We start from the raw sequence: 11,701 nt of genomic DNA on the forward strand, positions 1-11,701 counted from the left end.
GGGCGGATCTGACGTGGGCGGAGGCCCCGAGAGATCTCAGGGGTTCGACTTTAGGAACCCCAGGGGCCAACGGCGCTGGGAGAGGGGCTCTTAGGGTTACCGCTGGTTTTGGGTTTCTCCATGCGTGTCGCGATCGCCGGAGCGGGGCTGGCCGGGCTGTCCTGTGCCAAGTACCTCTGCGACGCGGGGCACACCCCGATCGTTTTTGAGGCCCGGGACGTGCTCGGGGGCAAGGTGGCGGCCTGGCAGGACGAGGACGGCGACTGGTACGAAACGGGGCTGCACATCTTTTTTGGCGCCTACCGCAACATGCGTCGGCTGTTGGCCGAGCTCGGCATCGAAGAGCGGCTCCAGTGGAAGAGCCATTCGATGATCTTCAACCAGAAGGACGTTCCGGGCACCTACAGCCGCTTCGATTTCCCTGACATCCCGGCTCCTTTCAATGGCTTGGCGGCCATTCTGGGCAACAACGACATGCTCAGCTGGCCGGAAAAGATCCGCTTCGGGCTCGGCCTGGTACCCGCGATTCTGAAGGGCCAGGACTACGTCGAGGAATGTGATAAGTACTCCTGGACGGAGTGGCTGCAGCTTCACAACATTCCTGAACGGGTCAACGATGAGGTGTTCCTGGCCATGAGCAAGGCCTTGAACTTCATCAACCCTGAAGAGATCTCCAGCACCGTGGTGCTCACGGCCCTCAACCGTTTTCTGCAGGAGAGCGATGGCTCCAAGATGGCGTTTCTCGATGGCAATCCGCCCGAGCGCCTCTGTCAGCCGATCGTTGACTACATCACGGCGCGCGGTGGTGAAGTTCATCTCAATTCACCCTTGCGCCAGATCGAACTGGCCGCCGATGGCAGCGTGAGGGGCTTTCGTCTCGCTGGCCTCAAGGGGCAGGATGACCGCAGCGTGCAGGCTGATGCCTACGTCAGCGCCATGCCGGTGGATCCACTCAAGCTGCTGCTTCCCGAGCCCTGGAGGGAGCTTCCCTATTTCAAGAAACTCGAGGGGCTCAAGGGCGTACCGGTGATCAACATCCACCTCTGGTTCGATCGCAAGCTCACCGAAATCGATCATCTGCTGTTCAGCCGCAGCGAGCTACTCAGTGTCTACGCCGACATGAGCAATACCTGCCGCGAATACGAGGATCCCGAGCGTTCGATGCTGGAGCTGGTGTTCGCCCCTGCCAAGGATTGGATCGGCCGCAGCGATGCCGACATCGTGGCCGCGACCTTGCTGGAGCTGGAGCGCCTGTTCCCGATGCACTTCACCGGTGAGGATCAAGCCAGGCTTCTGAAGTCGAAAGTTGTGAAGACCCCACTTTCGGTCTACAAGACCGTGCCAGGCTGCCAGGCCCTGCGGCCCGATCAGGCTTCGCCGATTCCTAATTTCTTCCTGGCGGGCTGTTTCACCAAACAGCGCTACCTGGCCTCGATGGAGGGGGCAGTTCTCAGCGGGCGCCTCTGCGCCGAGGCGGTCGATCATCGGGCCGAATCAACACTCGGAACGGATGTCGAACCGAGCCTGGCGGCGGCCTAGGCGTGCTGGCCCCCTTGCCTGGAACTGACAATCTCCCCCTGGGCCTGGAGCAGGCCTATGAAGCCTGCCGCCGGGAAACGGCGGAATGGGCCAAGACCTTCTATCTGGGCACCCTGCTGATGCCGCCCGCCAAGCGGCGAGCGATCTGGGCCATCTACGTCTGGTGCCGGCGCACCGATGAGCTGATGGACGGCCCGGAGGCCCAGCACGTTTCAGCCCAGGAGCTCTCGGATCGGCTCGATCGCTGGGAGGTCCGCACCCGGGCCCTGTTCGATGGAACGGTGCGGGATGGGCTGGACCGGGTGATGGTCGACACCCTGGAGCGCTTCCCCCAGCCCGTTCAGCCCTACCTCGACATGATTGAGGGCCAGCGGATGGATCTCCTCCAGCACCGCTACGCGAGCTTCGAGGAACTGGAGCTCTACTGCTACCGGGTGGCGGGAACGGTGGGGCTGATGACCCAGGAGGTGATGGGCGTCGACTCGGCCTACACCACGGCGCCCTGGAGTTCCAGGCCGGACACGTCCGAGGCGGCGGTGGCCCTGGGCATCGCCAACCAGCTCACCAACATCCTGCGGGACGTGGGTGAGGACCGTGCCCGTGGTCGTATCTATCTCCCCCAGGATGAGCTGGAGCGGTTCGGCTACAGCGAAGCCGATCTGATGGCGGGCAACTTGAACCAGAACTGGCGCGACCTGATGGCCTTTCAACTGCGCCGGGCCAGGCAGTGGTTTGCCCGTTCGGAGGAGGGGGTGCGCTGGCTGGCCCCCGATGCCCGCTGGCCGGTGTGGGCGTCTCTGCGTCTCTATCGCGGCATTCTCGATGTGATTGAACGCCACAACTACGACGTGTTCAACCATCGCGCCTATGTGCCCAGGACAGGAAAGTTGCTCGATCTGCCCTTCTCTTATCTCACCGCCCAGGTGAGGTGACCCCCAGGCCGGCTCAGCGGTCCCCTTGCTCCAGGAGATCGTCGAGGATCCTGTTGATTTGCTCGGGAGCTTCGTCATGGGGGCAGTGGCCCAGGCCCGGGATCACCGCGATGTCCTTGACGGACGGGTAGGCCAGCCAGCGGCGGGCTTCCGCCACCGGCTCCCAGGGGTCCTCCTCCCCCAGATCAGCCGCACCGGAGTGCTGAGGTCGGCGAGGAGATCGGGGGCAAGCCGGTCATTGAACAGATTGATGAAGCCTCGAAAGGCTTCCGGTGCCTGGGGGTCGCGGGCCGGTTGCAGCAGCAGATCCACCAGTTGATCGTCGATGTTCTTTCCGCTCGGGTAGGCCACCTCCAGCACCTTGCGGATCATCCCAGGGGAGGCCAGGGTCCGGAACAGGGGGCCGGTGATCCAGCGCTGGCGCACCACGCTCTTGAGCAGGGGGCGCACCCAGCGCGCCAGCAGCGGCTGGCTGGCGAGGCGTTTGTCGTCGAGGGCCCGCTGGGCGCAGTCGATCAGCACCACCTGACGGGCCGGTCGGCCCAGCTGCTCAAGGCGCCGGGCGCAGGTGAGCGCCACCACACCGCCGATCGAATTGCCCACCAGCTGGACCGGAGCGACCCCCTGGTCGTTGAGGAAGTCGACCACCTGTTCAGCCCAGAGGTCCATGCCATAACGGATCGATCCAGGGACCAAGGCTTCCCCGTCGAGACATGAGCTGGGTTTGCTGCTGGAGCCGAAGCCGAGCAGGTCGATGGCAAAGGTCTGGCGGCCTCGGGCAAGGGCGGCGGTGTTGTGGCGCCAGTGTTCCTTGCAGGCGCCGAATCCATGGATCAGAACCACCGAAGCGCGATCCTGCCGCGCCTCCCCGGTGACGATGAAGCTGATCTGATGGTCGCCCCATTTCGAGGAGCGACACCAACCTGTGGGATAGGGGCCGGTGGTCATCTCCTCGCCAATGTCCGGCCGATCGATCAGACCGCCGCCTTCTGGGTGGCCAGAAGGTTCTTGAGTTTGGCCAGTTCGCCGGCCCAGCGGGGGTCGGGGGCGCCTTCCTCGATGCTGTCGCTGTGCACCACCTTGTTGACCGCCTTGCGGGCCACGGTCGAGGGGGCGGCGCCGGGGCGACGGTCCGTGCCGGGGCGCACATCCTTGCGCTCGGAACGCTCAATGCGCAGGGGGTTGCCGCCGAAGTCGCGGCCGTTGAGTTGATCGATCACCGCGTCGGCGATCGCCTCGTCATCGACGTTGGCGAAGCCGAAACCACGGCTGGCGCCTGTTTCCCGATCCTGCACGGCCTTGAAACGGACCCCTTCGCCCACGGCGCTGAACAGAGCATCAAGCTCCTTGGAATCAAAGGTCTGCGGCAGGTTGCCGACGTACAGACGAACGCTCATGGAGAGGAAGGAAGGGGGAAAAGGTAGGGGATGGCCAAAGGAGGGTGGGCCCCAGGGCAGGCACATGTGCCGCTGCGACCGGGAGGGACCCGAAGGATGGGGCCCAGCTGAATCCTTCAGCCTGGATCAGGCAGCTTGATTCGCCTTTGCCTAAGCAGTTAATCACGGCGGGGGCCCTGTGATCCAGGATCTGTCTGTCTTGCCAGCCACCGTTTCGCCGCCTCCAGGGCCCCGGCGCGGTCGTCGATGCGACCGAAGGCCCGCTCCGAGGTGAGGTGGTCGATCAGCTCCCCCAGGAGGGGGAAGCGCTCAGGCCCAGCTCGCGCTGCAGGGCCCTTCCATCCAGGGGCGGCCTGGGGTGGAACAGGGGGTCGCCCGGATCGCGCCAGCGCTCCATCCAGACTTCAGCCAGCTCCGGGGGCAATTGCAGGGCCAGGGCGGGCAGATCCGCTTCAAGCTGTCGGTGCAGGGCCAGCCGCTCCGCCTCCTCCATCGTTTCCAGTTCAGCTTTGGCCTGATCGGCCGAGGCCCCCAGCCGTTGACACCAGCGGCGCAGTCGCCCGCAGCGCCCCTGCAGCTTTCGGCTGCTGCGCAAGCGCTCCAGGGCGGGACTGTCGAACAGGGCGGCCAGGCGGGCCAGGGGCAAGGCGGCATGGGATTCCTGCGGGCTGAGTCCGCAGGAGCGCGCCCGCCCAAGGCTGAGTGCGGCCAGATCCGCCCCCGGACCGCCGCTGACCCAGGGCTCCAGCAGGCCGCTGCAGCGCGCCAACTCGAGATCCCTGTGCCCCAGGGGACTGGCGGCCAGTTTCTCCAGCTCGCCCAGCACCCGCTCCGGGGCCACCTCCTGCAGCAGGCCATGGTGCAGGAGGATCCAGCTCCAGGTGCGCTCCTCCAGCTCGAAGTCGAGCTGGCTGGAGAGGCGCAGTCCCCGCAGCAGCCGCAGCGGATCGTCGAGCAGGTTCTGTTCGGCAACGGCCACCACCTGACGCCGGCTCAGATCCCCCAGGCCGCCGGTGGGGTCCAGCAGCGATGGTTCATTGGCCAGAGGCAGGGCCAGGGCATTGATCCTGAAGTCCCGGCGGCGCAGGTCGTCTTCGAGGGTGTCCCCCACCTGGCGGGCCAGGTCGACGGTCCAGCCGCGGATCACCAGCCGGGCGATCGAGCGCTCCCGATCCAGCACCACCGCCTGGCCGCCTAAACGCTCAGCCAGGTGGCGGCAAAGGTCGATCGCCTCAACGCGCACCACCAGATCCAGATCGGGCCGGGGGCCCAGCCGCCCCAGCAGGCCATCGCGCACGGCGCCCCCCACCAGGGCCGTTCCCTCCGGCAGCACCTGCCAGGGCAGCGGCCAGCGCTCCGGCCCCAGCGCCTGCCACAGCGCTGCGGCCGCCCCAGCCCCCAGAATGGGGTCCTCCGGAGGGCGCGGCGGCATGTGCATCTGCGTGGATTGCCACTGGGTCGACCGCTGCCAGGCCTACCACGCGGTCGAGCGCCAGCATGGCGTCCCCCATCTCAGTGCTTCCCCCGATGTGGTGCCCACGGACCCCCGCATCCACATCCAGGTGATCGATCATCCCGCCGGTGGCGTCGGCGTGGAATGGGACGTGCGCGCCTGCGCCAGCTTTCTCGCCGAGCCCGGCCGCTGGCAGGGGCTGCGCCCGGGTGCTTGCCTGCCTTCATGAGCGGGACGGCGGATTTGTTGTTGGCCCTTCACAGCTCCAGCGACACCCTCGCCGTGGGGCTGCAGGAGTGGCCGACCGTCACTCTCGCGGTCGCGCCTCCCGTCGTGGCTGAATTTCCCCTGGGGCGAACCCTCTCCACCGAGCTGTTCGCCTGCGTGGAGCAGGTCCTGCCGGCCTCCCGGTGGCGTGAGATCAGCCGGCTGGCGGTGGCGATTGGCCCCGGCGGCTTCACGGGCACCCGGCTGACGGTGGTGATGGCCCGCACCCTGGCCCAGCAATTGGCCATCCCCCTCGATGGGGTGGGCAGTTTTCTTCTGATCGCCCGACGCCTGCGGGCCCAGGGGGTGCCAGGGGCAGCGGCGGAGCGCTTCGTGCTGGTGCAGACCCTCCCCCGCCATGGGCTGGTGGCCGGTTGCTATGGAGCGGGCCCTGCCTATCCGGGGGGATGGTGGAACTCCAGGCCCCGCGCTTTTTCTCCTCTGAGCAGGACCTCCCCGCAGGACCGCGGCTGGAGGCGCGGGTGGAAGCGGCGGCCGACACGGTGCAGCTGCTGGAGATCGCCACCGAGGCGGCGCGGGCCCAGCGGCCGGCCCCCTGGCAGGCCGTTCTGCCCCTCTATCCCACAAGTCCCGTGGAGCCGCGCCCTTGACGGCCTCCCCCAGGCCCGGGACCCATCGCTCCAAGCCCCCGGCGCCGCCGCCGACGGGGGGCAGGCGCTGGCTGCTGGCCCTGGGGGCCGGGGCCCTGCTCTGGATGTCCCGGGGGATCTGGCTGCCCCATCCCCCTCTCCCCAGATGATCCTGGTGCTGGGGGGCGATGTGGCCCGGGAGCAAGAGGCTGGCCGACTGGCGCGCCGCTACGGCCTGCCGGTGGTGGTCAGCGGTGGCAGCAACCCCGAGTATGCGCAGTGGCTGTTCGCCAACGAGGGCCTGCGGCGCAGCCAGTTCCAGCTCGACTACCGCGCCCGTGACACCCTGACCAACTTCACCTCCCTGGTGGATGAGCTCAGGCGTGCCCGCGTCCGGCATCTGCTGCTGGTCACCAGCAGCGACCACATGCCCCGGGCGCTGCTGATTGGCCGGATCGTGGCCGGCAGCCGCGGCATTCAGATCACCCCGGTGCCGGTGCCCTGCGCCAACCTCTGCCATCCGGAAGGGCGCCGCAAGGTGTGGGGGGATGGTTTCAGGGCCCTGGTGTGGGTGCTGACGGGTCGGGACGTGCGGACGTGGGGGGCAAGGCCGCTCGGGGCTCTGCTCCAGTCAGCAGGCCCAGGTCCAGCAGGGCATTGATCTGGGCCTGGACGGCGGCGGTGGTCACATCGAGATCGGCCCGGCGCCTTGAGGCCGGCGGCGGGATTGGCGTGCCGATGCGGATCTGGATCGGCACCAGCCGAGGCCAGCTCTGGCCCGTGCCCAGGGCCCGGTGGCTGTTCAAGATGGCCACCGGCAGCAGGGGCACCCCGGCCCGGGCCGCCAGCAGCGCCGCCCCCGGCAGTGGAGCGTTCACCCGACCGTCCGCCTGGCGGCTGCCATCGATGAATACACCTGTGGCCCAGCCCTCCTCCAGGCGGTCGGTGGCGGTGCGGATCGCCTCGCGATCACTGGCTCCGCGGCTGACCGGGTAGGCGCCGCAGGCACGGATGATCTGGCCCAGCAGCGGCACCCGGAACAATTCGGCCTTGGCCATGAACGCCACCGGCCGCCCCAGGGCATGGCCTAGCAGGGGCGGGTCCAGGTGGGAGCCGTGGTTGGCCACCACCACCAGCGCCCCCTCCTGGGGCACCTGGGCCTTGCCGAGGATCCGGCCCCGAAACAGCAGCCGAAACACTGGAAACACCAGCAGGTAGCTGATCAGCTGGTAGGTGATGCTCGGCCGCGGCGTCAACAGCAACGGTGGCTCACTCACCCGACGGCGGCGCCCCAGACGGCGGAAGCTTTCCCTCACAGCCCCAGATCGTCGCTGCCGGCGATCTGCGCCACGGTGACCCCCTCGAGGCTGCGCTTGATCAGTCCACTGAGCACGTTGCCCGGGCCGATCTCCACCACGGTGCTGATGCCCTCGGCGCCCAACCGATCCATCGTTTCGCGCCAGCGCACACCGCTCACCATCTGCCGGCGCAGGCGTTCCTTGAGCACGGCGCCGCTGGTGGCGGGGGTGGGATCGGTGTTGCTGAGCACGGGGATGGTGGCGTCGGCGAAGGGCACCTGCTCGAGAAGCTCCGAGAAGGCGCTTGCGGCCTCGGCCATGAAGGGGGAGTGGAAGGCCCCGGACACGGCCAGGGGCACGGCCCGCTTGCTGCGCACCTGGCCGCTGACGGCCGCCACCGCCTCCGGTGTGCCGGAGATCACCACCTGGGCGGCGCTGTTGTCATTGGCGATCACCACCCCCTCGGTGCTGGCCACCAGCGCCTCCAACTCGCCGCGATCGAAGCCGATCAGGGCGGTCATGGCTCCACCACCGGCGGCGGCCATCAGCTCACTGCGGCGCTGCATCAGGGCCAGACCGGTGGCGGCATCGAACACGCCGGCGGCGTAGAGGGCCACCAGCTCACCCAGGCTGTGGCCCGCCACCAGCTGGGCGCTGCGCCCCTGGTCCTTGAGGGCATCCACCAGCAGGCTCTCGATCACGAACAGCGCCGGCTGGGTGTTGCGGGTGTCGTTGAGATCGCTGGGTTCGCCGGTCTGCTCCAGCCCCTCACCGCTGACGATGGCGAGCAGATCGCGGCCCAGCAGCTGGGAGGCCTGCTCGAAGCGCCCCAGGGCGCCAGGGAGATCCAACAGCGGAGCGGCCATACCCAGCTTCTGCGACCCCTGACCGGGAAAGACCCAGGCGATGCCCATGGACGCGCAGGAAGCGGCTGGGCTGGAGCGTAGGTGGCGGCCGCCTCAGCCCTGGGGCCCCTGCCAACGCAGCAGGGCCGCCCCCCAGCTCAGGCCGGCGCCGAAGCCGCTGCTGGCCAGCAGGTGACCGGGCTGCACCCGGCCATCGGCCACAGCCTCCTGCAGCATCAGCGGGATCGTGGCGGCCGAGGTGTTGCCGTAGGCGGCCAGGTTGCTGAGCACGCGGTCGTGGGGGATCGCGAAGCGCTCGGCCACGGCGTCGAGGATGCGCTGGTTGGCCTGGTGCAGCAGCAGCCAGTCGAGCTGCTCGGCGCTGGTGCCGGTTTCGTCCAGCAACTCCTGGAGCATGGCGGGCACTTCCCGCACGGCGAATTTGTAGACCTCCTTGCCGTTCATGGCGATCGGCTCGAATCCGCCCACCTGGGCGGTGACCTCCCCCACCAGGGGAAGGCGCTCGCTGCGCTGGGCCAGGGTGAGGCAATCGGCTTTGCGGCCGTCGGAGCGCATGCGGAACCCCAGCAGCCCGTCGGCTTCCGGAGCGCAGGCCTCCACGGCCACCGCGGCGGCCCCGTCGCCGAAGAGCACACAGGTGCGACGGTCGTCCCAGTCGACCCAGCGGCTGAGTTGATCGGCGCCGATCACCAGGGCCCGCCGTGCGTTGCCGGCGCGGATGTACTGGCTGACGGTCACCAGGGCAAACAGGAAGCCGCTGCAGGCTGCGGTGAGATCGAAGGCCACGGCCCGGTGGGCCCCCAGCAGCCCCTGGAGGCGTGGGGCGCTGCCGAACAGGTCATCGGGGCTGGAGGTGGCCAGCAGGATCAGATCGAGCTCATCGGCCTCCCAGCCGGCGTGGGCGAGGGCCCCGCGGGCGGCTTCGAGCGAGAGGCTGGTGAGCGATTCGCCGGGACCCGCCACCCGCCGGGCGCCGATGCCCGTGCGGCTGCGGATCCATTCGTCGTTCGTCTCGACCCGCCGGCTCAGGTCGTCGTTGCTGAGGCTGTGGCGGGGCAGCCCGCGGCCGCAGCCCACCAGTGCCATCCCTGAGCCCCGTTGGCCGAGCGACACCTGATCCGACCCAGATCGCGTCAGTCAATCACAGGCGACGGCCCCAGGGGCCGGCCTCGGGCGCCGAGCTCAAGCGGGGCTTGTGGTGGCTGGCCTGCCGGTGCTGGTGGCCGAGGCGAGCGCGCTGGACTCGGCGCTGAGCTTGAGCAGATCGTCCATGACGCCATGGTTGGCGGCCGAGTGGGCCAGCCGCAGGGCACTCACCACCGAGAGCGCTTTGCTGCTGCCATGGCCGATCACGCAGATGCCGTTGACGCCGAGCAGCAGCGCACCACCGTGCTCGGCGTGGTCGAGGCGTTTCTTGATGCGCACCAGGTTGGAGCGCAGGAAGGCGGAGCCCACCTTGCCCCGCCTTCCCCGGGGCAGTTCGGCCCGCAGCACATCGAGCAGGACGCTGCCCACCGATTCGAGGAACTTCAGCAACACGTTGCCGGTGGAAGCCGTCGCAGACCACCACGTCGAAGTCGCCGGAGAGCACGTCGCGGCCCTCGCAGTTGCCGGCGAAGCGCAGCCTCGGCTCCTCGGCCAGCAGCGCGAAGGTGCGCTGGGCGAGCTCGTTGCCCTTGCTCTCCTCTTCGCCGATGTTGAGCAGGCCCACCCGGGGCTGGTTCACCTGCAGCACGTCGCGGCTGTAGATGCTGCCCAGCAGGGCGAACTGATGCAGCCAGGCGGGCTTGGAATCTGTGTTGGCGCCCACATCCAGCACCAGCACCGAGCGGGCGGGGTCCTTGGTGGGGAACAGAGCCCCGATCGCCGGCCGGTCGATGCCCGCCAGGCGCCCCAGCCGGAAGATCGCCGAGGCCATCACCGCCCCGGAGTTGCCAGCGGAATAGACCGCCAGGGCCTCACCGGCCTTCACCAGGTCCATGGCCAGGTTGATGCTGGCGTCGCGCTTGCGACGCACCACGGTGGCCTCCTCGTGCATGCCCACCGAGGGACCGCTGGGCACCAGCTCAATCAGGCCCGCCTCCTGGGCCCCCTGCAGCTCCCGTTCCAATCCGAGCGCCGCCACGGCCTGACGGGTGGGTTCGGTTTCGGCCACGAAGCGGATGCGCAGGGGCAGGCGTCGCACCGCCTCCAGGCAGCCCTCCAGGATCGGTCCGGGGGCGTGGTCGCCCCCCATGCCATCGACGGCGACCCAGAGGCGCTCCCCATCGAGGATCGGAACCTCGCCACCGCCGGGGCCCTGCTGCAGACGCCGCAGGGGATCGAACACCAGTGGGTGCAGCACCGAGCCGGCCACGGATCCGGCCGTGTTGGCCACCGATCCAGCCACCGAACCGGCGGTGTTGGCCATGGACCCTGCCACCGAGCCGGCGACGGATCCAGCGGTGTTGGCGGCGGATGTGGCCGAGTCCACCAGGGAGGTGACGGCGGCGTTGCGGCGGTACCAGATCACCAGCCGCCGGATCGCGCGGTTGGGCTTCACGCGGCGGGCGCTGGGAAGGTTGGACTCAGGTTCCTTCGGAGGCAACGGCATCGACAATGCGCTGGAACAGGTATCCCGTTCCCCGGGCCGTGAGGATCAACTCGGGGTTCGCTGGATCATCCTCCAGTTTGGAGCGCAGCCGCGAGATGTGGACATCCACCACTCGGGTGTCCACGTGACGCTCGGGGGTGTAGCCCCACACCTCCTTGAGGATCTCGCCGCGGCTGAAGGGCTCGCCCGACTTGCTGACCAGCAGCTCCAGCAGGCTGAACTCCATGCCGGTGAGCCGAATGCGCTCGTCTCCCCGGTAGACCTGGCGCTTGTTGGTGTCGATGCGCAGGTCGCCCACCAGGATCAAACCGGAGTTGGGGATGCCCGCCACCTGCTCCTTGTCCACCCGCCGCAGCACGCAACGGATGCGCGCTTCGAGCTCCTTGGGGCTGAAGGGCTTGACCACGTAGTCGTCGGCGCCGAGCTCCAGGCCGGTGATCCGGTCGGCCACGTCGCCCAGGGCGGTGAGCATCACGATCGGGACGTCCGATTCCTTGCGCAGCTCCTGGCAGACGCCGTAGCCGTCGAGTTTCGGCATCATCACGTCGAGCACCACAAGGTCGGGGGTGACCCGGTGGAAGGCCTCAAGGGCTTCGACGCCATCGCTGGCGGTGATCACGTGGTACCCGATCATCGTCAGCCTGGTTTCCAGGATCCGGCGGATGCTCGCCTCGTCGTCGACGACGAGGATGGTTCCCTTGGCGGGGGCGGGGGGTAGCCGTCATCGCGGCGAGGTCAGCGTTACAACCGGTGGCACCACTGAAAA

At 68.5% G+C, this 11,701-nt stretch carries 11 protein-coding genes and 1 pseudogene; 4 read left to right on the forward strand and 8 right to left on the reverse strand.

The features are described 5' to 3' along the window. The first annotated feature begins 120 nt into the window (after nt 1–120). A complete protein-coding gene (pds, locus tag AAF143_RS08525; RefSeq protein ID WP_255008167.1) occupies nt 121–1,539 on the forward strand; it encodes a 15-cis-phytoene desaturase in 1,419 nt (472 codons plus the stop codon). 2 nt (nt 1,540–1,541) lie between these two features. Further along, complete coding sequence (locus AAF143_RS08530; RefSeq protein WP_409995628.1) at nt 1,542–2,471, forward strand: phytoene synthase; 930 nt, start codon at nt 1,542–1,544, stop codon at nt 2,469–2,471. Between the two features lie 102 nt (nt 2,472–2,573). Here AAF143_RS08530 and AAF143_RS08535 read toward each other — a convergent pair whose 3' ends face one another. The 3 genes from AAF143_RS08535 to AAF143_RS08545 form a co-directional block, all read right to left on the reverse strand. Then, nucleotides 2,574–3,419 (reverse strand): alpha/beta fold hydrolase, encoded by an 846-nt coding sequence (locus AAF143_RS08535; RefSeq protein WP_414026790.1) that lies wholly within the window; start codon nt 3,417–3,419, stop codon nt 2,574–2,576. A 26-nt stretch (nt 3,420–3,445) separates the two neighbouring features. Beyond that, nucleotides 3,446–3,868: an RNA recognition motif domain-containing protein gene (locus AAF143_RS08540; protein WP_255008171.1), complete on the reverse strand. Its 423-nt coding sequence runs from the start codon at nt 3,866–3,868 to the stop codon at nt 3,446–3,448. Nucleotides 3,869–4,151: 283 nt separating this feature from the next. Further along, nucleotides 4,152–5,300, reverse strand: a complete 1,149-nt coding sequence (locus AAF143_RS08545; protein WP_414026791.1) for a CCA tRNA nucleotidyltransferase — start codon at nt 5,298–5,300, stop codon at nt 4,152–4,154. On the opposite strand from AAF143_RS08545, the gene AAF143_RS08550 reads away from it, so the two are divergent. Both AAF143_RS08550 and tsaB read left to right on the forward strand, forming a co-directional pair. Beyond that, nucleotides 5,299–5,550, forward strand: coding sequence for a Ycf34 family protein (locus AAF143_RS08550; RefSeq protein WP_255008176.1), 252 nt, complete (start codon nt 5,299–5,301; stop codon nt 5,548–5,550). The two genes, AAF143_RS08545 and AAF143_RS08550, sit on opposite strands and share 2 nt — an antisense overlap. A 20-nt stretch (nt 5,551–5,570) precedes the next feature. Next, nucleotides 5,571–6,839, forward strand: a complete 1,269-nt coding sequence (gene tsaB, locus AAF143_RS08555) for a tRNA (adenosine(37)-N6)-threonylcarbamoyltransferase complex dimerization subunit type 1 TsaB (protein ID WP_414026792.1) — start codon at nt 5,571–5,573, stop codon at nt 6,837–6,839. Here tsaB and AAF143_RS08560 read toward each other — a convergent pair. The 5 genes and pseudogenes from AAF143_RS08560 to rpaB all read right to left on the reverse strand — a co-directional run bounded on the left by AAF143_RS08560 (nt 6,733) and on the right by rpaB (nt 11,626). After that, nucleotides 6,733–7,455, reverse strand: a complete 723-nt coding sequence (locus AAF143_RS08560) for a lysophospholipid acyltransferase family protein (RefSeq protein WP_255008227.1) — start codon at nt 7,453–7,455, stop codon at nt 6,733–6,735. The genes tsaB and AAF143_RS08560 overlap by 107 nt on opposite strands. A 35-nt stretch (nt 7,456–7,490) precedes the next feature. Beyond that, nucleotides 7,491–8,390 (reverse strand): ACP S-malonyltransferase, encoded by a 900-nt coding sequence (fabD, locus tag AAF143_RS08565; RefSeq protein ID WP_255008180.1) that lies wholly within the window; start codon nt 8,388–8,390, stop codon nt 7,491–7,493. A 45-nt stretch (nt 8,391–8,435) separates the two neighbouring features. Then, the gene (locus AAF143_RS08570) at nt 8,436–9,428 is read right to left on the reverse strand and encodes a beta-ketoacyl-ACP synthase III (protein WP_255008229.1); all 993 of its coding nucleotides are present in this window, start codon (nt 9,426–9,428) and stop codon (nt 8,436–8,438) included. Nucleotides 9,429–9,524: 96 nt separating this feature from the next. After that, nucleotides 9,525–10,929, reverse strand: a pseudogene (gene plsX, locus AAF143_RS08575) (phosphate acyltransferase PlsX). Then, entirely contained in the window at nt 10,910–11,626 is a 717-nt protein-coding gene (gene rpaB, locus AAF143_RS08580; protein WP_414026909.1) for a response regulator transcription factor RpaB, read from the reverse strand. Before rpaB ends, plsX begins: the two are co-directional and overlap by 20 nt. Between the last annotated feature and the right edge of the window lie 75 nt (nt 11,627–11,701).

It is taken from the genome of Cyanobium sp. ATX-6F1, from assembly GCF_047395825.1.
Classification (GTDB): domain Bacteria; phylum Cyanobacteriota; class Cyanobacteriia; order PCC-6307; family Cyanobiaceae; genus ATX-6F1.

Coding starts and splice junctions, on each gene's coding strand:
- AAF143_RS08570 (WP_255008229.1), bottom strand. CDS start 9,428: ATGGCACTGGTGGGCTGCGGCCGCGGGCTGCCCCGCCACAGCCTCAGC.
- fabD (WP_255008180.1), bottom strand. CDS start 8,390: ATGGGCATCGCCTGGGTCTTTCCCGGTCAGGGGTCGCAGAAGCTGGGT.
- pds (WP_255008167.1), top strand. CDS start 121: ATGCGTGTCGCGATCGCCGGAGCGGGGCTGGCCGGGCTGTCCTGTGCC.
- AAF143_RS08535 (WP_414026790.1), bottom strand. CDS start 3,419: ATGACCACCGGCCCCTATCCCACAGGTTGGTGTCGCTCCTCGAAATGG.
- AAF143_RS08545 (WP_414026791.1), bottom strand. CDS start 5,300: ATGCCGCCGCGCCCTCCGGAGGACCCCATTCTGGGGGCTGGGGCGGCC.
- AAF143_RS08540 (WP_255008171.1), bottom strand. CDS start 3,868: ATGAGCGTTCGTCTGTACGTCGGCAACCTGCCGCAGACCTTTGATTCC.
- AAF143_RS08550 (WP_255008176.1), top strand. CDS start 5,299: ATGTGCATCTGCGTGGATTGCCACTGGGTCGACCGCTGCCAGGCCTAC.